Origin of the sequence: Streptomyces sp. NPDC007917 (assembly GCF_042959105.1) — a bacterium.
In the GTDB taxonomy this organism is placed as follows: Bacteria; Actinomycetota; Actinomycetes; order Streptomycetales; family Streptomycetaceae; genus Streptomyces.
The window spans coordinates 44288-67996 of record NZ_JBIBKK010000005.1; the positions used below are offsets into that span (position 1 = coordinate 44288).

At 70.1% G+C, this 23709-nt stretch carries 20 protein-coding genes; 18 read left to right on the plus strand and 2 right to left on the minus strand.

Annotated features, from left to right (window positions below):
• Positions 1-325: 325 nt before the first annotated feature.
• Genes ACFZDL_RS10575 through ACFZDL_RS10595 form a run of 5 tightly spaced genes read left to right on the plus strand, consistent with a single transcriptional unit; the run spans position 326 to position 6007 of the window.
• Positions 326-1615 carry an alpha-L-fucosidase gene (locus ACFZDL_RS10575; protein ID WP_353595971.1) on the plus strand — a complete coding sequence of 430 codons (1290 nt, stop codon included), beginning with the start codon at positions 326-328 and terminating at the stop codon, positions 1613-1615.
• Positions 1602-2954, plus strand: coding sequence for an extracellular solute-binding protein (locus ACFZDL_RS10580; RefSeq protein WP_353595970.1), 1353 nt, complete (start codon positions 1602-1604; stop codon positions 2952-2954). Before ACFZDL_RS10575 ends, ACFZDL_RS10580 begins: the two co-directional genes overlap by 14 nt.
• Complete coding sequence (locus tag ACFZDL_RS10585) at positions 2954-3952, plus strand: sugar ABC transporter permease (protein ID WP_353595969.1); 999 nt, start codon at positions 2954-2956, stop codon at positions 3950-3952. The genes ACFZDL_RS10580 and ACFZDL_RS10585 overlap by 1 nt, the downstream gene beginning before the upstream one ends.
• Entirely contained in the window at positions 3949-4866 is a 918-nt protein-coding gene (locus ACFZDL_RS10590) for a carbohydrate ABC transporter permease (RefSeq protein ID WP_353595968.1), read from the plus strand. The genes ACFZDL_RS10585 and ACFZDL_RS10590 overlap by 4 nt, the downstream gene beginning before the upstream one ends.
• Positions 4867-4918: 52 nt before the next feature.
• Complete coding sequence (locus tag ACFZDL_RS10595; RefSeq protein WP_353595967.1) at positions 4919-6007, plus strand: mandelate racemase/muconate lactonizing enzyme family protein; 1089 nt, start codon at positions 4919-4921, stop codon at positions 6005-6007.
• 41 nt (positions 6008-6048) lie between these two features.
• Here ACFZDL_RS10595 and ACFZDL_RS10600 read toward each other — a convergent pair whose 3' ends face one another.
• Positions 6049-6738: a GntR family transcriptional regulator gene (locus tag ACFZDL_RS10600; RefSeq protein ID WP_353595966.1), complete on the minus strand. Its 690-nt coding sequence runs from the start codon at positions 6736-6738 to the stop codon at positions 6049-6051.
• A gap of 249 nt (positions 6739-6987) precedes the next feature.
• On the opposite strand from ACFZDL_RS10600, the gene ACFZDL_RS10605 reads away from it, so the two are divergent.
• From ACFZDL_RS10605 to ACFZDL_RS10615, 3 genes are all read left to right on the plus strand, one after another.
• The gene (locus tag ACFZDL_RS10605; protein WP_353595965.1) at positions 6988-8346 is read left to right on the plus strand and encodes an MFS transporter; all 1359 of its coding nucleotides are present in this window, start codon (positions 6988-6990) and stop codon (positions 8344-8346) included.
• Positions 8347-8483: 137 nt separating this feature from the next.
• A complete protein-coding gene (locus tag ACFZDL_RS10610) occupies positions 8484-9044 on the plus strand; it encodes a hypothetical protein (RefSeq protein WP_353595964.1) in 561 nt (186 codons plus the stop codon).
• A gap of 120 nt (positions 9045-9164) precedes the next feature.
• A complete protein-coding gene (locus ACFZDL_RS10615) occupies positions 9165-9524 on the plus strand; it encodes a nuclear transport factor 2 family protein (protein WP_353596011.1) in 360 nt (119 codons plus the stop codon).
• A gap of 119 nt (positions 9525-9643) precedes the next feature.
• On the opposite strand, the gene ACFZDL_RS10620 is transcribed toward ACFZDL_RS10615, so the two are convergent.
• Entirely contained in the window at positions 9644-11299 is a 1656-nt protein-coding gene (locus tag ACFZDL_RS10620; protein ID WP_353595963.1) for an FAD-binding protein, read from the minus strand.
• Between the two features lie 420 nt (positions 11300-11719).
• Here ACFZDL_RS10620 and ACFZDL_RS10625 point away from each other — a divergent pair, with 420 nt between their 5' ends.
• From ACFZDL_RS10625 to ACFZDL_RS10670, 10 genes are read left to right on the plus strand one after another with little or no spacing between them, the layout of a single operon-like run.
• The gene (locus ACFZDL_RS10625) at positions 11720-13357 is read left to right on the plus strand and encodes a fatty acyl-AMP ligase (RefSeq protein ID WP_353595962.1); all 1638 of its coding nucleotides are present in this window, start codon (positions 11720-11722) and stop codon (positions 13355-13357) included.
• Positions 13354-13626, plus strand: coding sequence for an acyl carrier protein (locus ACFZDL_RS10630; protein ID WP_353595961.1), 273 nt, complete (start codon positions 13354-13356; stop codon positions 13624-13626). The genes ACFZDL_RS10625 and ACFZDL_RS10630 overlap by 4 nt, the downstream gene beginning before the upstream one ends.
• Before the next feature lie 3 nt (positions 13627-13629).
• A complete protein-coding gene (locus tag ACFZDL_RS10635) occupies positions 13630-14472 on the plus strand; it encodes an acyl-ACP desaturase (RefSeq protein WP_353595960.1) in 843 nt (280 codons plus the stop codon).
• Positions 14472-14765, plus strand: a complete 294-nt coding sequence (locus tag ACFZDL_RS10640) for an acyl carrier protein (protein WP_353595959.1) — start codon at positions 14472-14474, stop codon at positions 14763-14765. The genes ACFZDL_RS10635 and ACFZDL_RS10640 overlap by 1 nt, the downstream gene beginning before the upstream one ends.
• Positions 14758-16002, plus strand: a complete 1245-nt coding sequence (locus ACFZDL_RS10645) for an aminotransferase class I/II-fold pyridoxal phosphate-dependent enzyme (RefSeq protein WP_353595958.1) — start codon at positions 14758-14760, stop codon at positions 16000-16002. Before ACFZDL_RS10640 ends, ACFZDL_RS10645 begins: the two co-directional genes overlap by 8 nt.
• Positions 15999-17768: an AMP-binding protein gene (locus tag ACFZDL_RS10650; protein WP_353595957.1), complete on the plus strand. Its 1770-nt coding sequence runs from the start codon at positions 15999-16001 to the stop codon at positions 17766-17768. The genes ACFZDL_RS10645 and ACFZDL_RS10650 overlap by 4 nt, the downstream gene beginning before the upstream one ends.
• Positions 17765-18832: a methyltransferase gene (locus ACFZDL_RS10655; protein WP_353595956.1), complete on the plus strand. Its 1068-nt coding sequence runs from the start codon at positions 17765-17767 to the stop codon at positions 18830-18832. Before ACFZDL_RS10650 ends, ACFZDL_RS10655 begins: the two co-directional genes overlap by 4 nt.
• Before the next feature lie 6 nt (positions 18833-18838).
• Positions 18839-20017 carry an acyl-CoA dehydrogenase family protein gene (locus tag ACFZDL_RS10660; protein ID WP_353595955.1) on the plus strand — a complete coding sequence of 393 codons (1179 nt, stop codon included), beginning with the start codon at positions 18839-18841 and terminating at the stop codon, positions 20015-20017.
• A 43-nt stretch (positions 20018-20060) separates the two neighbouring features.
• A complete protein-coding gene (locus ACFZDL_RS10665) occupies positions 20061-22430 on the plus strand; it encodes an MMPL family transporter (RefSeq protein ID WP_353595954.1) in 2370 nt (789 codons plus the stop codon).
• A complete protein-coding gene (locus ACFZDL_RS10670; protein ID WP_353595953.1) occupies positions 22363-23709 on the plus strand; it encodes a hypothetical protein in 1347 nt (448 codons plus the stop codon). Before ACFZDL_RS10665 ends, ACFZDL_RS10670 begins: the two co-directional genes overlap by 68 nt.

The following is a 23709-nucleotide window of genomic DNA, read 5'->3' on the forward strand; positions in this document are numbered from 1 at the left end:
TTGCGCACTCGCCCGGCGCGCCGGCTCGCGAGGTCGGGCGTCCTGTCAGGAGTCGTCAGTGTTCCTCAGGCGCGGCCTCGACGCTTCCAGGTGGTCGCGCATGGCGTGCGGCGCGGCCGTCAGCGGCACGGGGTCACTCATCAACCCTCCACGTCGTCGGTCACTGAAGCTACGCGTTTGACGCCGCTCAATCAGGAGGACGGCGTCGATCGTAGCGAAACCTTGGGACGACTGGTTGACGTCCGATCGGAAGACCTGCATTCTCAATCAAATCCTATAGCATCCGATTCGGATCAAGATCCTCTCGATGGGGAGGGTGACCCTCATGTCCATTCCCGACTGGTTCGGTGAAGCGGCCTTCGGGCTGTTCGTCCACTGGGACCACGCCAGTCAGCAAGGCGTGGAGATCGGCTGGCCGCTGGTCGGCCATTCGATCCTTCCGGGCCGTACCGAGCCCGAAGCCGACATCACGGTCGCGCAGTACCAGTCGACCGCCGCGACCTTCGATCCGCAGCACTGGGACCCGCGGGCGGTCGCCCGCCTCGCCCGCGCCGCGGGTGCGCGTTATGTGGTCTTCACCGTCCGGCACCACGCCGGCTACTCGATGTACCACACCGAACATTCGGACTTCTCCATCGCGGCGTCACCGTACGGCCGTGACATCACCCGTGAGTTCTTCGACGCGCTGCGCGCCGAGGGCCTGCGGGTCGGCGTCTACTACTCGCTGCTGGACTGGAACCATCCGGACTACCCGGCGTTCACCGACGCCGACCGCCCCTACCCGCACGACCGGTACCGCCGGCCGTCGCCGGAGCGGTGGGCGCGCTACATCGACTACGTCAAGGGACAGCTCACCGAGCTGCTCACCCGGTACGGGACGATCGACCTGCTCTGGTTCGACGGGGAGTGGGAACGCACCGCGGAGGAGTGGCATGCCGCCGAGCTGCGCGAGCTGATCAAGTCGCTGCAGCCGGAAGTGATCATCAACGACCGCCTGCCGGGCCAGGGCGACTACGCCACTCCCGAGCAGGGCATGCCGCGCCGTCCGCCGGGCGGGCCGTGGGAGCTGTGCCTCACCATGAGCGACAGCTGGGCGTACCGGCCCGACGACCTGGACTACAAGAGCCCGCGCCTGCTCGCCGGCTACCTCAGCGAGGTCGTCTCGCGCGGCGGCAACCTCCTGCTCAACATCGGGCCGCGCGGCGACGGTTCGCTTGTGCCGACCGAGGTGGCCACACTCAAGCGGCTCGGCGCCTGGCTCGCCAGCCACGGCGAGGCCCTCTTCGGTGCCGGGCCGGCGTCCGAACGCCTCGACTTCCACGGCCCCGCCACCCAGCACGGCGACACCGTCTACCTGCACCTGCTGTTGCGGCCGCAGGACCTCCTCGTCGTGCGCAACGTGCCCATCGGCTCGGTGACCGGCGTGCGCATGCTCGGCACCGAGCAGCCCCTGGAGTACTCCGTCAATGAGGAAGTGCACAAGGCCAACGGCGCCGAGGACGAGCCCCTCGGCGAGCTCTTCATCACCGTGCCGCCACCGACCGGCGCCCTCATCGACGTCATCGCCATCGAACTGTCCAACTCCCGGAAAGACGAGTCACGTGCGGGCCTTTGACACTCCCCGGGCGGCCAGGCGCGCCGTCGTCCTGCTCGCGGCCGCGAGCATCCTCTCGGCGTGCGGCACCGGTCCGGGCGCTTCCTCCGGCGACGGCAAGTCGCTCCGTGTGCAGATCCCCGCCGGGCCGATGGCCGATCGGATGCAACAGGTCGGCGAGGACTTCGAGAAGGCCAACCCAGGCACCGAGGTCACCTTCGAGAGCGTCGACTCCAACAGCTCCCGCGGCCCGAACGTGGCCCTGCTCAGCTCGACCGCCACCCCGGACATCGGCTACCTCCAGCGCAGTACCGGCGTCTGGTCGGCGCTGCTGAAGAACAAGCAGCTCACCCCGATCGATGATGTGTGGGATGACGCTGGTCTGGCGCACAAGTACGCCAAGAGCCAGACCGCCTACTACACGACCAACGGGCATCACTACGGCGTTCTCTACGAGGAACTGCTCATCGCCCCGATCTACTACAACAAGGCGGCGTTCGCCAAGGCCGGCATCCCCGACCCGGCCGATCATCAGGTCGCCTCCGTCGCCGAGTTCGAGTCCATGGCGGCCAAGGTGAAGTCCGCAGGGTACGAGGGCCTCGGCGTCGGTGGGTCGAGCCCGTACGACCTGGGGCACACGCTCGACGCGCTGCTGCCCACCGCGGTGTCGAAGAGCGATTACCAGGCCATGCTCACGAACTTCAAGCCGGGTTCGCCGACGAACGTCAAGTACACCGACCCGGGCTTCGTGAAGGTACTGCGGACCATCCAGGGCTGGCAGAAGAAGGGCGTCTTCCAGAAGGGGATGCTGGGCATGGACACCACACAGGCCCAGGCGCTGTTCACCAGCGGCAGGCTCGCGATGCTGCAGGGCGGCAACTACAGCTACGCGGACCTGAAGGCGGCCAAGCCGTCGTTCGACATGGGCTGGTTCCTGCTGCCGCCGCTCACGGAGGGCCGCGAGACGCCGTTCAACGCCTTCAACGGCGACACCCTCGTCATCCCGGCCAAGGCGGCGAACCCGGCACTGGCCAAGAAGTTCCTCAAGTTCTTCATGACGGACAAGTACCAGGTCAGCGTGGTCGCCGCCAGTGGCTCCCTGCCGGTGTTCACCTCGATCCAGCCGTCCCGCCTGTCGAACCTGGGCGACCTGGTGCAGCAGCAGTTCGAGGTGTCCAAGTCCGTTGGACTGGTCAACATCTGGGACTCGACCGTGCCGTCCACGCTCGGGCAGTCGTTCGCGGTGCCGGTGCTGCAGAAGCTCGTCTCCGGCAAGCTGACCCCGCAGCAGGCGGCCCAGCAGTTCCAGACCGCGCTGGAGAAACTGCAGTCCGGCAAGGTCTCCGGGGCGACGGACTGATGGCAGCCCAGGAGATCCCCCCGGTGGCCGCCCGCACCACGGCCCGCACCGCCGCCCGCGGGCCACGCCGGAAAGCACAGAGCGGCAAGGCACAGAGCGGGAAAGCACAGAGCGGCAAGGCACAGCGCGGGAAGGCACAGAAGTTCCCGATTCTGATCGTCGCACCGGCGCTGGTGCTGATGGCCCTGCTCATCGCCTACCCGGTCGCCGAGTCCGTGCACATCAGCCTCGGCTCGTGGGACGGCATCGGATCCGTCACCTACCGCGGGCTGGCCAACTACCGGCGGCTCATCAACGACTCACTGGTCCGGCAGTCGATCGTGACCAGCCTGGTGTTCTTCGTCGGCACCGTGGTCTTCACCGTGATGATCGCCACCTTGCTCGCCAACGCGATCAACCGGAAGGTCCCCGGCGCCCGCTTCTTCAAGACCATCTGGTTCCTGCCGGTGATCGTCCCGGTCAGCGTCGCGGGCGTCTTCTGGTCCAACTCGTTCCAGCCGTCCACCGGCGTGGTGAACACCGTGCTCGGCTCACTCGGACTGGGCGACACACACGCCTGGCTCGCGTCGCCGACGACCGCGCTGATGGTGACGATCTTCGTCGCAGTGTGGACGCAGACCGGGTACGCGATGCTGATCCTGCTGGGCGCGATGGACACCATTTCCCCCGAGGTCCACGAGGCGGCAACCCTCGACGGCGTGTCCGAGGCCGGACGGCTTCTCCGGATCACACTGCCGAACATCGTGCCGATGCTCGGCACGGTCACGACCCTGATGACGGTGTTCTCCTTCAACGCCTTCGGCATCATCTACGCGATGACCCGGGGCGGGCCCGGCAACGCCACGGGCATCCTGCCGGTGCTGGTCTACAAACAGTCCTTCGTCGACCAGGACTACGGCTACGGCTCGGCCACCGCCGTCGTGACGACGCTGATCGTGGGTGTCATCGGCGTCCTGGTCCTGCAACTGTTCCGCCAGCAGCGGCTGGAGGCGCGATGACGGCCCCGACGACACCGGCCTGGCGCGCGAAGACCCGGACGGCCGACATGGCGGCGGGCACACGCCGGCGCGGACGGCTCCGGCGACGCGGCCCGCTGTGGTACCTCGGGTATCTGCTGCTGCTCGTCTGGACGTTGATCACCATCGTCCCGTTCCTGTCGATGCTGTTGCTGTCACTGCATCCGACGGCCGACATCTACGCCCATCCGCTGGGCCTCAGCGGTCGCTGGATGCTGTCGAACTACTCCACCGCCTGGCGCGGCACGGTCGGCGGGGCACCTCTGCCGACGTACATCGGCAACAGCCTGCTGATCACGCTGTGCAGCCTCGGCATCGGCGTGACCTGCGGCAGCCTCGCCGGCTACGGCCTGGCCCGGGCGACCCGCGCGCTGTCGGGCGTGGTCAGCCGCATCATGGTGCTCGCGCTGAGCATCCCGCTGATCGTCGCGCTGATTCCGACGTTCGAACTCCTCGGCAGGTACCGCCTGCTCAACAGCGTGCTCGGCATCTCGCTGGTGTACGCGGCGTTCATGACGCCGACCATCGCCCTGATCATGCGGTCGGTGTTCGCCGCCGTGCCGCGTGAACTGCTCGAGGCGGCCAAGATCGACGGATGCGGGGAGTTCGCCGCGCTGCTGCGCATCGTCCTGCCGATCAGCAAGGGCGGCTTCATCTCGGTCTCGATGCTCGGGCTGATCTTCGTCTGGAGCGAGGTGCAGTTCGGCGTGGTCCTGCTGACCCGCCCGCAGAACCGCACGCTGTCGGTCGGGCTGCTGTCCTTCCAGGGACAGTTCGTCAGCGATCAGGGAGCCTTCTTCGCCGGCCTCACCATCGCGACGTTTCCCATCGTCATCCTCTTCCTCATCTTCCAGCGCTACGTCACGAACGGCATCACGCTGGGCGCCCTCAAGTGAGCCGCAGCCCCCAAGTGAGCCGTACCGTGCCCCGACCCAGGAAGCACACCACATGACCCGAATCGAACGCATCGACGTCCAACTGGTGGATCTCGAGCCGGCGGCCGTACGCGTCGACGCGATGCAGTCCTTCGTCAAACAGGAGACGGTCCTCGCCACAGTCCACACGTCCGACGGGCTGTCCGGCATCGGGTACTCCTACACCATCGGGACCGGCGGGCGGGCCGTCGTGTCGCTCATCCGGGACCACTTGGCCCCGGCGCTGCTCGGGCGGGACGCCCGGCCCGTCGAGGCACTGTGGCGGCACATGCTCGACCAGACCCGGGCGACGACCGTCGGGGCGATCACCTCGCTGGCGTTCGCCGCCGTCGACACCGCGCTGTGGGACCTGCGCGGTCGCCGCACCGGCGAGTCGCTGTGGCGGATGGCGGGCGGCGCCCACGAGCGGCTGTCCGTCTACGACACCGAGGGCGGCTGGCTGCACCTGCCGATCGAAGAACTCGTGGAAGGCGCGCAGCGGTCGGCCGCGGCCGGGCTGCGCGGCGTGAAGATCAAGGTGGGCAGGGACTCGCCGGCCGAGGACGCCGAGCGGCTCGCGGCCGTCCGCGGGGCCGTGGGCCCGGAGCTGGAGGTGATGGTCGACGCGAACCAGGCCTTCACGGCCGCCGAGGCGATCCGCCGTGCTCGCACGTACGAGCCGCTTGACATCGCCTGGTTCGAGGAGCCCCTGCCGGCCGACGACCTGGCCGGGCACCGCCGGCTGTCCGCCTCGACCAGCGTGCCGGTGGCGGTCGGCGAGTCGCTGTACTCAGTCCAGCGGTTCGGCGCCTACCTGGCCGCGGGCGCGGCCGGGATCGTCCAGGTCGACGTCGCCCGTGTCGGCGGGATCACCCCCTGGCTGAAGGTCGCGCACGCCGCCGAGGCCTTCAACGTCGCGGTGAGCCCACACTTCCTCATGGAGCTGCACGTCAGCCTTGCCGCGGCCGTGCCGAACGGGATCTTCGTCGAGCACATCCCGCAACTCCAGGCGATCACGCACAGCACGCTCGCCATCGAGGACGGCTGTGTGACCCCTCCCGACGTCCCCGGCATCGGAATCGACTGGAACCCCGACGCCCTGGACGACCACCGGGTCGCCTGAACGACTTCAAGGCCGAACCAGGCCGTGCCGCCCGCCGCCGCTCAGCGGGACGCGGTCCGACTGCGCGCCGGGGGCCTGGGACGGGGGCGGTGGCGCACCCGGCTGGAGCGCAGGTGCGTGGCCATCGCCTCGGCCGCCTTCTCCGGGTTGCGCTGCACGAGAGCGTCCAGGATGTGCTCGTGCTCGGCGACGGTGGCGTCGACGGATCCGGGCGCGCTGTTCAGCCGCAGCATGTGCAGATGGGCGTGGAGGCGGTTGACCGCGTCGGCGAGCAGCGGCCGCCCCGTCGCCTGGGCCAGCACATCGTGGAACTCCTGGTCGAGCGCGGCGAACCGGCGAAAGTCCGAGTACTTCTCGCCCAGGTCGGGCTGGCGGCGCATCTCCTCGACGATGGAACGCAGTTGGTGCAGTTCCTCGTCGCTCGCGTTCTCCGCGGCCAGTGAAGCGGCCCGGGGTTCGAGCAACAGCCGCATCTCGAACAGGTCGAGCAGGGCGTCGGGGTCGAGGAGGTCGGTGGCGCGATAGCCGGCGTTGGGCCGCTTGACCATGAGCCGCTCCGACTCGAGCCGGGCGAGCGCCTCGCGGACCGGGGTCGCCGACACGTTGAGCTGACGGGCCAGTCCCTCGATGTTCACGCGGGCGCCAGGTTCGATCTCGTGGTCCATGACCATCGTCTTGACGCTTTCGTACACGCGATCGGTCAGCGCATCCTGTCGAGTCCCATCGGCCATGGGCTCAATCATAGAGAATCCCTGCTCATGCGGGGCCGATGGCCAGTCCGTCCGTCCTTCGGGTGCGCTCCGCCCGCCGTCGCCTCGGCGCTCTGGGTGACGGCCTGGGGCTCCGTTTCGAACTGTTCAGCACAAGCCATTGCCCCGCTCCCTATTCCTATAGCATCCTATCGCCGGTCCGCATTTCCTATAGGAAAACGAGGTCCCTTTCCGTAACAGGCCGCCCCTTTCCGTCACAGGAGGACGACGATGTCCACCCTCGCCACGGCGAAGCCCACCCCCAGCGCCACCGCCCACCGCCGCAGGGTCCTGCTGGCCTCCCTCGTCGGCTCCGCCCTCGAGTGGTACGACTTCTACCTCTACGGCACGGCCGCGGCCCTCGTCTTCAACAAGATCATTTTCCCCTCGTTCGACCACACGGCCTCACTCCTGGCCTCCTTCGGCACACTCGCCATCGGCTACTTCGTCCGGCCGCTCGGAGGCGTCCTCTTCGGCCGCCTCGGCGACCTGTTCGGCCGCAAACGCGTCCTGGTCATCACCCTGCTGGTGATGGGCGCCTCCACCGTCGGCATGGCACTCGTCCCGACGTACGGGCAAGTGGGCGTCCTCGCCCCCGTCCTGCTGGTCGTCCTGCGCGCCGTCCAAGGGCTCGGGGCCGGAGCCGAATACGGCGGGGCGGCCATCCTGGCGGCCGAGTTCTCCCAGCCACGACGGCGCGGACTGTTCGGCGCGGCACCCAGCGTCGGTGTCTACATCGGCATCCTCCTCGCCTCCGGTGCCTTCGCGCTGGCGACCCAGCTGCCGGAAGACCAGTTCCTGGCGTGGGGCTGGCGCATCCCGTTCGCCGCCAGCGTGCTGGTCATCGCCGTGGCCCTGGTCATCCGCCTGCGGCTGACCGAGAGCCCGGCGTTCGAAGCCGCCCAGGAACGCTCGACGACCGCCGAGGTCTCTCCCGTACGCGAGGTCGTGCGCACCGAGTGGAGGGCCGGCCTGGTCGTCTTCGGCCTGCAGACCGCGCAGAACGTCGTCGCCTACCTGAACCTGACGTTCCTGGCCGCCTACCTCACCGACACGCTGAAACTCTCCAGCTCGACGGGCCCCGTCGCGATCACCGTCGGCACCGCCGTGACAGCCGTCTCCCTCCCCCTGTTCGCCCACCTCACCGACCGCGTCGGCCGCAAACCGGTGGCCCTGGCCGGCGTCGTCTTCTCCGCCGTCTTCGTCTTCCCGTACTTCTGGGTCATCGACCACGCGCACAGCTCGCTCACCGTCACCCTGGCCGTCGTGGTCAGCATGGGCATCGGCGTGGGCTGCATGTTCGCCCCGCAAGCCGCCTACTTCAGCGAGCTGTTCACCGCGCGGTCCCGCTTCACCGGCCTGGCCCTGTACCGGGAGGTCGCAGGCGCGGTCACCGGCGGACTGACCCCGCTCATCGCCGTCGCCCTCGTCGCCGCGACGGGCGGCCGCTCCTGGGGCGTCGCGTTGTTCGTCATCGCCTCCTGCGTCATCGGTGGTCTCGCGGTGGGCCTCGGCCCCGAGACCCGCGGCCGCGACCTCTCCGCCACGACCGTCGACGCCCTCCGGGACTCGACCGGAACCTACCGCTGACGCTGATCACGAGGTCGTGCCGGGAGGGCGTGCGGGTGGTTGCCGGAACCCCCGACTCCGCTCCGGGACCGGGGGCCGTTTAGGGTGGCGTGTGCTCGTCAAAGGCCTGATCGGCCGTTGTCCCACGGGGGTAGCACATGCATCGTCGTTCCACGCGCCTTGTCGCCGTCGCCGCGGTCGGGCTGTTCGCCCTGACCGGCTGCGGGAAGAAGGACAAGCACAGTGACGGGCTCGGGGGCGGTGGGTTCGTCTCCGGGGGCGGCAGCGGCGGCGTGTCGTCCGGTGCCAGCGGGGTCCCGACCGATCTGCCCACGGATCTGCCTACGGACCTGCCCTCGGGTGTCCCCTCGTCCGCGCCGTCGTACGGGACCCCCTCGGACTCCCCCTCCTTGCCGACCACGTACGACCCGGAAGGGCTCGACGAGACCGACGGCAGCAACTGCAACTACGACCCGACGGCCGGTCAGCTCACGTACGACGTCACCATCACCAACGACGACACGACGCGCGGCTACAGCTACAGCATCGCGGTGAGCTGGAACGATCCATCGGGCGGTCTCATCGGGTACCGCCACAAGTACGTCACGGTGCTCGCGAACTCCACCAAGACCGTCACCATGGCGGACACCACCAGCTACACCAAGCGGACGTCCATCACCTGCCAGATCACCGCGGCGGACAAGACCCCGGCGTCCTGAGCCCCCTCGCACCGAGTTCCTGGGGTATATGACGGAAGGTGTCATATACAGCGCGGAGGATGCAGTCATCAGGCCGCCGGAAGGGCGCGGCCCGTAGGGAAGGACACGGCTGTGACCGCGATGGACACCAAGCAGATCGCCGAGGGCTACGCCAAGGCGTGGACCAGCGGGGATGTCGAGACCGCGCTGACTTTCCTGAAGGAGGACGTCGTCTGTGACGCGCCCGCCGGCCGGATCGAGGGTGTCGCGGCGTACCGCCCGTTCACCCAGAAGTTCGTCGACCTGCTGACCGAGGCGACCGTGACGAAGGTGCTCGCCGACGAGGGGAGCGCGGCGATCGTCTACAGCATCGACACCCCGTGGACCAAGGGCTTCCGCTGCGCGGAGTACATGACGATCGAGGACGGCAAGATCGCGCACGTCACCACGATCTTCGACCGTCTCCCGGCGGCCGAGGCGGCCAGGAACGCCCAGGGCTGACCTCACCCAGCCGGTTCCGGCCCGCCGCTCCGACCGCGCGGCAGCCACGCCCGCCCGGCGGCCGCGTCCGGTGCGCGGCTGGGCGCCCCGTTCCGGCGTGGTCGGCGCGGCCGCGCGGGTCAGGGGCGGATCGAGAGCCCGTGGTGGAAGACGTCGCTGGGGTCCCAGCGCGCCTTGGCCGCGCGCAGGCGGGGGTGGTTGGCCTTGTAGTAGAGGGTCTGCCAGGGCGTGTCCGAGGTGTTCCAGCGCGGGTCGGCGAGGTCGGTGTCCGGGTAGTTGATGAAGGCGCCGTCGGCGGCCTCGCCGGGTACGGGGACACCGCCGGTGTCGGCGAACAGGTCCCGGTAGCACTCGCGGATCCAGGCCAGGTATCCGGGCGCCTGATCGGGCTCGGCCCAGGACGCGAGGCAGGAGAGCTTCAGGACCGAGTCGCGGTGCGGCATGGCCGTATCGGCGGGGGACAGGGTGTTGACGGCGCCACCGTAGGTGTTGAGGACGACGCTCCCGGCGACCACGTCGGTGTCCGCGCGGGTGAGGTGACGGTGTACGACGGCGATCTGGGCGTCCGTCAGGGGGCGCCGCAGAAAGGCCGACTTGATCTTGATGTGCCAGTCGCCCACCGCCTCCCCCGAGCCGTTCAGCGCGGCGGTGAGCCAGGGCAGCCGGTGGACCTTCAGGTTGCCCGGCCGGGTGGTGCCCGCGCTGACCGCGCCGAGGAAGCCGTCAAGGAGCCGGCGGTCCGCGCCGGGTTCCGCGGCGACCTGGCCGAGGAGCAGATGGGAGCCGGCCGCGCGGCGGGTCAGGGCGAACTCGGCGTACAGCGCGGCGTTCTCGTCGTCGGCGGCGCCGTGCCGCTCGGCCCACTGCCCGTGGTTGCGGACCATGCGGGTGAAGCGTTCCTCGTCCATCCCCTCCCAGCTCCAGTCCGCGGTGAAGGTGAGCGCGGTCCTGGTGGGAGCGGGCAGCATCCGGGCCGGGTCCGTGTCGTGTGTGGCCTCGGGGGAGCGGAACCAGTAGCGGGTCACGACGCCGAAGTTGCCGCCCCCGCCACCCGTGTGGGCCCACCACAGCTCGCGGTTCGGGTCGTCCTCCTCCCGGGTGGCCACGACGGCGCGCACCTCGCCCGCGCGGTCCACGACGACGGCCTCCACCGCGTAGAGGTAGTCGCTGACCAGCCCGAACAGCCGGCACAGCGGCCCGTATCCGCCGCCGGGCACATGCCCGCCCGCGCCCACCTCGGCGTGGTACCCGGCCGGTAAGGTCACGCCCCAGCCGAGGTACAGCTTCCGGTACACCTCGCCGAGGGTGGCCCCGGCCTCGACGGCGAACGCCCGGCGCCGTTCGTCGAAGGAGACCTCCGCCATGGGCGACATGTCGATGACGGCCTTGACGTCGGGGCTGTCGACGAAGTCCTCGAAGCAGTGCCCGCCGCTGCGGACGGCGAGCCGCGCCCCGGACCTGACCGCTTCCCGTACGGCCCGTACGACGTGCTCCGTCGAGCCGACCAGGTAGACGTGGTCCGGCCGGCCCCGGAAGCGGTTGCTGGCGCCCCGCGCGACCAGATGGGCGTAGCGGGGGTCGGCGGCGGACACGCGCAGCGGGCCCTCGGGCAGCCAGCCCGGCCCGCACGCGCCGGTGTCGGCTCCCTTCGGGGAGGCGGCCCGCGCCGCCGACGGGGTCAGCGCCAGCCCCGCGCCCGCGGCCGACACGGCCCGCAGGACCGCGCGCCGCGCGTGTTTGCCGTGTGAACCCATGGTCGGCTCCTCTGAACCCATGCCCGGCTCCTCGCTGTTGGGGGGAGTGGTGTGCGCCATGCGGTGGCGCACACCCGACGGTAGGGAGCTGCGCCGGCCCTGAGAGGTGGGCTACGCGGCCGATCCGGGGTACATCCCGCACCACCCCGCGTCGGGGGTTTCCACCCCCTCCGCCCCACCCCCGCGGCACGCGCGCCGCCGCCCACCCCCTGAGGTTGATCCGGTGTGCCGCGGAAGGTTGATGCCGGACTTCCGCCCGGGTTGCAGCGTGACTACATCGGGTGCCGGATTCCGCGCGGTGCGAGCCTCGGTATTTTCTTGCCGTGTCGTACGGCGCCGGGGACCGAAAATGCGGCCCGGCAAAACGATGCCCCCTTGCCAAGGGGTGTACGTGCACGCGGAGGTTTCCAGCACGTGAGCTTTTCTCGTGTCATCGCTCGGTTGTCATCAACGTCCCAGGGATTCACTTTCGTCTCCGGGGATTCCACTGACTTTCTCAGCTTCGCGGAGCTGAAGGACGCCGGTGAGGACTTCGGCAGGCGGCTCGCCTCCGCGGGTTTCCGGCGAGGCGACCGCGGCATTCTGATGCTGTCCGGTCAGCGTGAGTTCATCGTCGCGTTCATCGGTATGGTGCGCGCCGGAGTCATCCCCGTACCGGTGTTCCCACCGGCCATGCTGACCCGGATCGAGGCCTACCGGGAACGCCTGCGCTCGATCCATTCGTCGTGCGAGCCGCGGCACATCATCGCCGACGAGGCGCTTTTCGACATCTGCGTCGACGCGGTGGGGGCCAAGCCCGTCGGCTACCCGGAGCTCGCCGCCGGGGAGCCGACCGGGGAACTGGTGGAGGCGGAGGGCGGGGAGCCGCTGTTCCTGCAGTACACCTCCGGCTCCACCGCCAGCCCCAAGGGCGTCGTGGTCACCCACGACAACCTCCTGGAGAACGCGCGGGCCATGGACGAGGCGCTGGGGACGTCCGCCGGGCGCGACCGGTTCGTCAGCTGGCTTCCGCTGTACCACGACATGGGGCTCATCGGCTGCATGCTCGGGCCGCTGGTGTACGAGGTCCCGGTCTGGTTCATCCCGCCCTATGAATTCGCGCGCCGCCCCACCACCTGGCTGGACTGGATGTCCAAGGTCTCCGGCACCTTCTCCTACGCCCCCAACTTCGCGTTCGAGCTGGTCACCCGCCGGGCGACCGACAAGCAGATGGCCGGCTGGGACCTGTCCGCGTGGCGGGTGGCGGGGGTCGGCGCGGAGCCGGTCCGGCCGCGGACCATGCGGGAGTTCGCCGAGCGCTTCGCCGGCGTCGGGTTCGACGCGAAGGCCATCACCCCCTCCTACGGGCTGGCGGAGGGCACCCTCGGGGTGGCCTTCACCACGATCGGCGACGGGCTGCGCACCCTGTCGGTGGACAGGGCGGCCTTCGAGGAGGAGGGCGCGGTCCGCCCGGTGGACACCGGGCCCGGGGCCGGGGAGACCGGGACGCGCGAGATGGTCTCCTGCGGGCCGCTGCTGAGCGGCTGGGAAGCCCGTATCCGGGCCGCCTCCGGTGAGCTCGCCGAGGAGTCCACCGAGGGGCAGATCGAGATCCGCGGGGGCAGCGTCGCGCGCGGCTACTGGGGGGCGCGCGAGCTGACCGAGGAGACCTTCAGGGACGGCTGGCTGCGCACCGGCGACCTCGGATTTCTGCGCGACGGCGAGCTGTATGTCACCGGCCGGACCAAGGACCTGGTCATCCACCACGGCCGCAAGTACCACCCGACGGACATCGAATGGGCCGCTCTGGGGCTCCCGGGGGTCCGCCCGGACCATGTGATCGCCTTCTCCACCCCGGACGAGCGCCTGGTGGTGGTGGCCGAGCACAAGCCGGCGAGCTCGCCCCCCGACCTCGCGCAGCAGATCGCCACCCGGGTCCGCGGCTCGGTCGGGGTGACGCCCGACGAGGTGGTGCTGGTGAAGCCCGGCACGCTGCCCAAGACCAGCAGCGGCAAACTGCGGCGCGCCGCCTGCCGCGACGCGTACTGCCGCGGCGCGTATTCCCACAACGGCCTCGCGGGCCACGGAGGAGTCCAGTGACGACCGCCGATCTGACGGAAGAAGAAGCGCTGCGCATCGTCGCCAAGGCGGCGGCGGAGGTGGACGCCCGGCTGGCCGAGCGGACGTTCACGCCGGCGGACGACATCGGGGAGATCGGCCTCGACTCGGTGGCCACCCTCGAACTGATCGTCTCCATCGAGGACCAGACCGGGCTCAGCTTCGACGACGACGTGCTGTTCGGCGTCAGCACCGTCGGCGATGTCGTCGAACTGATCCGCTCCGGAACGCCCGCGGTCCGGGAGGGCTGAGCCGTGGACCTCCTTTCAGAGGAGACGCTGTACCGGCAGTACATGGAGTTCTTCGAACTCGCCGAGCGGCGCCGCCGCTGGAGCGTCTTCGACGACATTCCGTGGGACAAATGGCAGGAGCAGAGCCGGGACGAGAGCCTGGCCCAGTGCGCGGAGACGTTCCTCGGCGTCGAGATGTATCTTCCGGACTATGTGGCCGAAGGGCTCAATGTCGTACGGGAGTCCTTCGGACAGGCCTGGTTCCAGGTCAACTGGGGCTATGAGGAATCCAAGCACGCGCTCGCCCTGAAGGAATTCCTGCTGCGCAGCGGTCAGCGCACCGAGGAGCAGGTCCGGGAATTCGAGAGAAAAGTACTGAGCCGGCGGTGGACGATGCCGTTCGCCACGCCGCGCAGAATGTTCGTGTACGGCGCCATCCAGGAGAAGACGACCTGGATGAGCTATCGGCAGCAGCTGAACCGGGCCCGTGAGCTCGGCGACCCCGTGATGGCGGAGATCTGCCGCTACATCGCGCGGGACGAGGCCGCGCACGCGGATTTCTACCGGCGCACCCTGCAGGCCTGCCTTCAGGAGGACTACGAGGGCACGCTCAAGGACATCGCGCACGTGGTCAAGGAATTCAAGATGCCGGCCTACGACCTGCTGCCGGACTACGACAAGCGGCTGGCCGTCATGCAGGTCATCGGGATCGACCGCGAGGTGTTCTTCCGCGACGTCCTGATGCCGACGCTCAAGAAGGTCGGGGTCAGCCGCCGCGATCTGGTCAGGGCCCGGGGGCAGCTGCGCCGGGAAGGCCAGGAACACCTGGAACGCGGGGACCGCCGGGAACATGGAGAGGACGAGTGATGGCAGAGCAGTCGGCCCGGGTGACGGATGACGAGGTCCTGAAGGTGATCTTGGACCACTTGACGGTCCGCGGGGTGTCCGCCGAGCGCATCGTGCGCGGCGCGACCTGGAAGGCCGACCTCGGCATCGACTCGCTCGACATCCTCACCCTCACCCAGGAACTCGAGGACACCTTCCACGTGAAGATCGGCGAAGAGGACGCGATCGACCTGCGCACCGTGGGGGACGCCGTCGACTACATCGTGCGCGTGTCCGGCGCCCGGACCGAGAGCGAGGCGGCCCACGATGCCTGAGTACACGGCCAGTTGGCTGAGGGACCTCCAGTCCTCGGAGTTCGTCACGGCGTACCACCGCGGCGTCGCAGCCGGAAACCTGCCGTTCTTCCGGAACGCGGAATCCCTGCTCGACCCGGTCGTCACCATGGAGGGCACCCCGCGGCTGATGCTGGGCTCGCCCAACTACCTGGGCCTGGCCAGCCATCCCCGTGTGCTGGCCGGCGCCAAGGCCGCGGTGGACCGCTACGGCACCTCGCTCACCGGCTCCCGGATCCTCAACGGCACCACGGCCCTGCACCGGGAGATGGAGGAGGAGCTGGCGGACTGGCTGGGGGTCGAGGCCACCCTGCTGTTCACCACCGGTTTCCAGACCAACATCGGCACCATCAGCGCCCTGGTGGGCGTGGGCGACACCGTGGTGTCCGACTCCTTCGCACACGCCTCGATGCTGGACGGGGCCGGGCTCTCCCGGGCCAAGCTGCGCGGCTTCCGGCACAACCGGATGGACCTGTTCGCCGACAGCGTCCGCCGGGCCAAGGCCGACGGCGGCCGGATCCTGGTCATCCTCGACGGGCTGTACTCGATGGAGGGGGACCTGCCACCGCTGGACGAGATGCTGGACATCTGCCGGGAGAACGACGCGGCGGTGATGCTGGACGAGGCGCACTCCCTCGGTGTGCTCGGCGAGCACGGCACCGGCGCGGCCGAGGTGTTCGGCGTCCAGGACCAGATCGACATCCGGATGGGCGCCCTGTCCAAGGCGCTGGCCGGCGTCGGCGGGTTCATCGCCGGCAGCCGCGAGCTGATCGACTACCTCCAGATCACCGCGCGCGCCTTCGTGTTCACCACGGTCGGCGTCCCGGCGGCGCTGGGCGGTTCGCTGGAGGCCATACGCATCCGCCGCTCGCCCGAAGGCGACCAACTCGCCGAGCAGCTGCGCCGCAACTCCCGCTTCCTGCGCACCGAGCTCAAGGGCCTGGGCCTGCCGATGGGGCCCGACTCGGACCTCCCCGAGCGGACGACGCCCATCATCCCGGTCATCCTCGGCGACGACGACCTGGCCATGGAGTGGTGGCGCCAGCTGTACGACCGCGGCGTGTTCACCGGTGTGGCGCTGTACCCCGGCGTCCCGCCGACGGGCGCCATGCTGCGGATCTGCCCGATGGCCACCCACACCCAGGCCCAGCTGGAACAGGCGCTCGAGGTGTTCGCCGAGGTGCAGAAGGTGATGAAGCGGAAGGCGGGCACCCCGTGACCGGTGGGCCCGACCCCGTGACCGGTGCGTCCGGCGCAGCTCCCTCACCGCTGCTGTCCTGGCTGGTCGCCCCGCGCAGCGACCGCGGTATGCGCTTCGCGCGGGGCTCGGGCGAGTGGGACCGCTACAGCTACGCCGATCTGGCGCATCTGGTCTCGCTGGCCAGCGCGGCCCTCCGCGCCCGGGCGCACAAGGACCGCCCGGGCGTGGTGCTGGCCACGCCCAACAGCGTCGGCTTCGTCACCGGTTTCTTCGGCGCCGTGAACGCGGGGCTCGTCCCCACCGCCATCGCGCCGCCCGCCCGCTTCGGCGGCCGTGAGGACTACGTACGCCATGTCGCCCGCGTGCTGCGGCTGACCCGCGCCTCGGCGGTGGTCGGCGACCCGGTGCACCTGTCGATGCTGACCGACGCAGCTGCTGCCGCCGCTGCCGCCGCCGAGGCGGCGGGCGAGGACGGCGGCGGCCCGGTCGCCGTGCTCTCCAGCGACTTCTCCACCGGCACCGAGACCGACCGGCTCAGCGCCGTCCCCAGCGCCGAACTGGCCACCCTCCAGTTCACCTCGGGCTCGACCAGCAGCCCCCGCGGGGTGCGGATCACCTGGGCGAACATGGAGGCCAACGCCCGCGGCAACAGCCGGCTGATCGACTACGACGGCGCCCTGCAGACCGTCAGCTGGGTGCCGATGTACCACGACCTGGGGCTCGTCGGCTGTCTGATGACCATCGTGTCCCAGCAGGGTGACCTGTCCCTGATGCGCCCGGAGCAGTTCATCTACGACCCGAGGCGCTGGGTCGACTGCATCGCCCGGGAGGGGATGGCGTACACCGCGGCGCCGTCCTTCGGATTCGCGTACGCGGCCCGCAGGCTCAAGGCCCAGGACCTGGAGGGCGCCGACTTCTCCGCCCTGCGCTCGGCCACCCTGGGCGCGGAGCGGCACGATCCGCGGGGGCTGTGGGAGTTCACCGAGCTGTGCGAGCCGTACGGCTTCGACCCCGCCGTCTTCACACCCTGCTACGGCATGGCCGAGATGACCCTCGGGATCACCGGACACCCGCCGGGCACCGTGCCGCAGGCCGTCCACCTCGACTGGGAGTCGCTGGCCCCGGAGCAGCCGGTCAAGGTCCTCGCCCGCGGCACCCTGCGGGACGCGGGGGCGGCCGCAAGCCCGGCCCAGTGGCTGGTCAGCTCGGGGACCCCGATCGAGGGCGTCTCGGTGACCGCGGTGGACCCCGAGGGCCGGCCGCTGCCCGACGGCTACCTCGGCGAACTCCTGCTGTCCGGAGACAGCGTGGCCGCCGGGTACGAGCCGCCGGACGCCGAGAGCTCGTCCCGGTTCGCGGACGGCAGCGTGTACTCCGGAGACGCCGGGTTCCTGCTGGACGGCCAGACGTACGTCATCGGGCGGCTGGGCGACGCCCTGAGCGTCAGGGGCCGCAACATCTACGCCGAGGACCTGGACGCCCGGCTCGGGGACACCCCCGGCGTGGACCGCTACCGCTGCGCCACCCTGGTCGACGCCCGCCGGATCGTGGTGCTCGCCGAGCTGGAGCCGGGGGAGTGGGCCGAGCGGCTGGCCGAGGCCCTGTCCCTCTACATCGGCGGCGTCGTCGACGTCACCGTCTTCAGCTGCCGGCGCGGCACCATCCAGCGCACCTCCAGCGGCAAGCCCCGGCGCCGCCTCATGTTGACCCAGTACCTGGACCAGAAACTGCCCGGCGACGTGGTCGCCCACCGCCCGCAGCGCCCCGAGGAAGGACGAGTATGACCGAGCACGCCGAATCCTCCGACGACCAACAGCTCAAACCGGTCGACGTCATAGCGCACTCCGCGCTCCCGGTCGCCGGCCTCATGCAGCTCATCCTGGGCCACTGGGGCACCCAGGTGATCTCCACCCTGGCCACCCTGGGCATCCCCGACTCGCTCGCGGACGGCCCGCGCGGCGCCGAGGACCTGGCCAAGCAGCACGAGGTGGACCCGCGGGCGCTGTACCGGGTGCTGCGGGCGGCGGGCACGCTGCGGGTGCTCGACCACGCCGAGGACGAGACGTTCGCGCTGACCGAGGCCGGACACTTCCTGCGCACCGACTACCCGTTCTCGATGCGCTACAACGCCATGCTGCACGGCTCGCGCTGGCACTGGGACCCGTGGTCGCTGACCCCGGAGGCGGTGCGCAAGGGCGGCGAGACCTTCTCCGACCACCACGGCTCGCCCTACTACGCGTACATCGACAAGCACCCCGAGGAGGGCGACCTCTTCGACCGCGCGATGACGGCCATGGCCTCCCAGGCCCAGCTGCTGGCCGTGCCGCTGCACGACTTCGGGCAGCACAAGGTGGTCGTGGACGTCGGCGGCGGCGCGGGGGTGGTGCTGTCCAACCTGCTGGAGACCCACGCCGGTCTGCGCGGTGTGCTCTTCGACCGCGAGCGGGTGGTGGACAGCGCCAAGCAGCTCATGGGCGAGGCCGGGCACGCCGAGCGCGTCGACTTCGTGCCCGGGGACATGTTCGAGTCGGTACCCGAGGGCGGCGACTGCTATCTGCTGTCGATGGTCCTCAACGACTACAACGACGACAAGGCCCGCAAGCTGCTGGAGAACTGCCGGGCCGCCATGGGCGAGGACGGCACCCTGGTCCTGTTCGACATGGTGATCCCGGGCAACGGCACCCCCTCCTTCGCCACCCTCGGCGACATCGAGTGCCTGGTCGTCAGCGGCGGTGAGCTGCGTACCGAGCTGGAGATCAAGTCCCTGCTCGCATCCGCCGGATTCCGTCTCGAAGCCGTCCACCGCGGCTTCTCCCCTGTCTGTGCCGTCGTAGCGAAACCGGAGTAGTCCACCATGACCGACACCCATTCGACCGCAGCGGGCCGCCTCGGGACGCGGGAGCGCGCGGCGCTGGAGCGGCTGCTCCCCGGGCTCGACGAGAAGCTGGCCAAGCATCCGCTGGCAGAGCTGGAGAAGCGTGGCGGCCCGGCCATCCCGGCGTTCCGGGAGGCCGGCGGGGCCGGGCTGCTGGTGCCCGCCGAGCACGACGGTCTGGGCGCCGAGCCGCTGGAGGCGGTCCGCGTCCAGCGGGCCCTGGCCATGCGCTCGCCCTCGCTGGCGGTCGCCGCGATGATGCACCAGCTCTCGCTGGCCACCTTCACGGAGTATCTGACCGAGCACTGCGCCCCCGACGCCTTCGAGTGGATCCTGTTGAAGTCGATCGCGGGGGAGAAGCAGCTGGTCGCCTCGGCGTCCGCCGAGGCCAAGCGCGGCGGCAGCATGCTCGAGCCGACCATGCGGGCCCGCCGGGACGGCAAGAACTTCATCATCAGCGGCAGCAAGAAGCCGTGCAGCCTGTCGGCGTCGATGGACTGGTTCACCGCCAGCGTGCTGGTGGAGGGCGACGAGAAGTACGACGGCCATCTGGCCATGGCCCTGGTGCCCGCCGCGACCGAGGGCCTGGTGCGGCGCCCGTTCTGGGAGAGCGAGGTGCTGGCCGGCGCCGAGAGCGACGAGGTCATCCTGGAGGACCTGGTCCTGGACGAGTCGCTGATGGTCTTCACCGACCAGCGCCCCGGCACCCAGATGGACACCCTCCAGATCCGCGGCTGGACCTGGTTCGAGCTGCTGGCCGCGGCCTCGTACGTGGGCGTCGCGAGCACGCTGGTGGAGAAGGCGATGGCCTCGCCGCGGGTCTCCCGCGCCGAGGTGGGCGCCCTGCTGGTGAAGCTGGAGAGCGCCATGGGCGCCGTGGAGAACGTGGCGCGGGACATGGCCGCGTCCCTCGAGGACCCGGGCGACCAGCTGGCCCGCTCGCTGCTGGCCCGCTTCCAGGTCCAGGAGTCGGTGATGGAGGTGTCCACGGCCGCGAGCGAGCTGGCGGGCGGCATCTCCTTCATCCGCGACACCGAGGTCGGCTATCTGCTGCAGGCCACGCGCGCCCTGGCGTTCCACCCGCCCGCGCGGGCCAAGGCGCTGCCCGCACTGGCCGGTTACTTCCTGGGCGAGGGCCTGGACACCACGGTCTACTGATCGTCCGACAGGGGAGCGGGGAAGAAGCCGGGGAGAGGGCCACGTGACGGAGCGGTTCGTAAGCGTGATCGGCCGGGTGCGATGGCCGTTGCTGGCGGTGTGGGGCGCGCTGCTGGTGATCAGCGGGCTGCTCGCGCTGTCGCTGCCGGACAAGCTGAGCGGCGGCGGCTGGTACGTCCCCGGCTCACAGTCCACCTGGGTGGCGGAGCAGCAGAAGGAGGGGTTCACCGGCCGTGGCCGGACCAGCGTCACCCTGGTCGTCCACGACAAGCGCCACGCCACCGGCACGGCCCCCTTCGAGCGCCGGGTGCGCCAGGTGGTGGACGACATCGAGGGCGACAAACGGCTCAGGGCCGCCTCGCACTACGGGTGGTCCACCCTCCAGAGCGCGCCGAAGAACGCGTTCGTCGGCCGGGACGGCCACACCGCGATCGAGATGTTCGGCCTCGACGTGGACGACGGCACCGCCCGGCGCATCCTCCCCGACATCCAGCGGGAGTTCGACAAGCGGTACGAGGCGCGGGGCCTGACCGTCGGCATGGTGGGAACGGCCCCGTTCTTTGGCGAGATCAATGTCCTGAGCGAAGAGGGCCTGGTCAAGGCGGAGATCATCGTGATGCCGCTGATCACCGTGATCCTGCTGCTGCTGTTCCGCAGCGTGGTCTCCGCGGTGGTCGCCATGATCACCGCGGGCACGGCGGCCGTCGTCACCTTCGCGATCCTCTCCGTGCTCGCCGACTCCTACGACCTGTCGGTGTTCGTCCAGAACACCGCGACCATGCTGGGCCTCGGCGTCGGCATCGACTACTCGATGTTCATGATCCGCCGCTTCCGGGACGAGCTCGAAGGCGGTGAGCCGGTACCGCGCGCCCTGCGGATCGCGCTCGCCACCTCCGGGGAGACCGTGGTCGCCTCGGGCGTGACCGTCATCGTGTCCATGGCCACGCTCGCCTTCGTCAACCTCCCGGTGATCCAGTCGATCGCGCTGGGCGCCGCGCTGGTCGTCGCGGTGTCCGTGCTCACCAGCGTCCTGCTGCTGCCGGTGCTGCTGTACGCGGTCGGCAACCGGATCGGGCGATGGGACGTGTTCGCCAAGCTCCGCCCGGCGAGCGCCACCGCCGACCCCCGCGAGCGCGGCTGGTACCGCTTCGCCCACCGGGTGCTGCGCCGCCCGGTGCTCTCCCTGCTGGGCGGCGGCGCCCTGCTGGCGGTGGGCGCCGTCCCGGCCCTGGCCCTGGACACCTTCACCCCGGACGCCAAGATCACCCCCACCTCCTCGACCGTGCGCCAGTCCTACGACCGGGTGGAGGAGCAGTTCGGGCCGGGCGACGCCTCCCCGATGGTGGTGCTGATCCGCTCCGACACCCCGCTGCGCGGCGAGGGCGGGCGGATCGCCGCGCTGCGGGACGAGCTGGCCGGCCTCCCGCACGTCCGGCGGGTGGACTCCGCGCTCGACGCCCTGGAACAGGCGGCTCCGGGGCGTCCGTTCGACGCGCTGGAGCCCGGCGTACGGGACCGGCTGCCGGACCCCGTCCGCGCCTCGGTGGGGTACTTCGTCTCCGAGGACCGCACCAAGCTCATCGCGCAGGTGATCCCCGAGGAACACGCCTCCTCGCCCGGGACGCGCGGGCTGCTCGAGGACGTCCGGCGGGTGGCGGCGCGGGCCGACGGCGAGGGCTTGCGCATCGAGGTCGGCGGGCAGACCGCCGAGGGCGTGGACGCCAACAAGGTGATCGCCGACGGACTGCCCACGGTCGTCGGGGTCATGCTGCTCGCGATCTTCGTCATCCTGATGCTGTCGTTCCGCTCGGTGCTGCTGCCGCTGAAGGCCATCTTGGTCAATGTGCTGTCGGTGTCCGTGGCGTTCGGCATGCTGGCCCTCGCCTTCAAGGAGGGCAGCCCGGTGGCGGAGGCGCTCGGCTTCGACGCGTCCGGCCGGGTCACCAACTTCGTCCCCGTGCTCCTGCTGGCCCTGCTGTTCAGCCTGAGCACGGATTACGAGGTGTTCGTGCTGGGCCGGGTGCGCGAGTACTACAAGGCGGGGCTCGGCAACACCGAGAGCGTGGCGCTCGGCATCTCCGCCACGGGCCCGCTGATCACTGGCGCGGCGGTGCTGATGGTGGCGGTGTTCGGCGGCTTCACCCTCTCCGGGATCCAGCCCATCGGCGAGCTGGGCTTCGGCATGGCGGTGGCGATCGCCGTGGACGCCACGCTGGTGCGGATGTTCGTCGTGCCGGCCGCCATGAAGCTCATGGGCTCGGCGAACTGGTGGTTCCCCGGCCGGGGCCGCGCATCGTCCGAAGCCGCTCACTCACGAACCTCAAGAACCGGGAGCACGCGAGAGCATGGCAGCGAGCGACACTTGGCAGAGCTTTCCGCTGATCGAGGGCCTGAAGTCCCGCCGGGCCCGTAGATTCGGCATGGGGATGACGGTCCCCGGCGGGCCGCTGGAGTACCGCAGCAAGCACGAGCCGGTGCCGCTGACGGAGGAGGAGCAGGCGATCCTCACCTTCGCCGCCTGCGGCATCACCGGCCCCGCGCTCAACGACTGGAACTGGGAGAAGGGCAAGGGCGGCAATGTGATGGCCGGCGTGGTCGGCCGCACCGTCTCCAGCTCGGACGCGCTCCAGAGCGGGGCGATGGTGGTCATGGACGACGAGGCCACCTATCTGATCCGCCGGCCCGCCGATCTGTCCACGGCGGAGCTCAACGAGGTCAAGGAGCTGGTCGCCAAGAACGACTTCGTCGGGGCGTACCGGGCCACCCGGATCAGGATCGGGACCGAGCGCCGCCATCCGCCGGTGGCGTCCCCGTACAACCTGACCGGCAACGAGTGGTCGCTGCACACCCCCGGGTCCACCTACTTCCTGCCGATCGAGGACCTGTCCTACCTCTACATCAACATCCTCTTGGAGTTCTTCAACGAGGAGATGGCGGTCTTCTGCATCGACGAGCGGCGGTTCTTCCTGCCGGCCGGCCTCGGCAAGTTCGGCAAGTCCAAGGGCGGCCACCTCGACGACGACCCGCGGAAGCTGAAGTCCATGCCGATGGAGTACGCCGAGCGCCTTCTGGTGGAGACGGCGTGCATCGAGATGGGCATGATGCTGCAGAACCTGGGCCTGGTCAGCCAGGCGCTTGGCCTGGGCGGCTTCCCGCACTACACCGGGCATGACGGCGGGTGGTTCGAGGCGCTGGACTTCCGCATGGCCGAGATGCCGATCAGCCGCTACTTCCGGGTGCCCACGCTGGCCAAGATGGTGCTCAAACTCCGGGGGCAGGACGCGGGCTTCGCCTATCCGCTGGGCCTGGAGCGGGACGGCGAGGTGCTGCTCAAGCCGTACTGCCCGCCGTACTACGAGTCGATGGAGGCGGCGGTGCACGCGGTCGTCGAGCGCAAGTTCGGCGAGAGCGGCATCTACCGCGGCGGCATCGGCCGGGGCGGCTGGCGGGAGCCGGAGAAGGTGGCGGCGGGAATCAGCGGGATCAGCCAGAAGGCGATCGACGCCACGGTGGCCTTCTGCGAGTACGCCTACAAGAAGTCCGGCCGGTTCCCCTCGTATCTGCCCGCGTACCACACGCAGATGGGATTCCAGTCCGTCCATCTCGACGTGGACTTCTACGACGAGTTCTACGACCCGTCCGTGGTCCCCGAGGTGCACCGGTCCCACATGCGGGACTGGCACGGGCGCTGA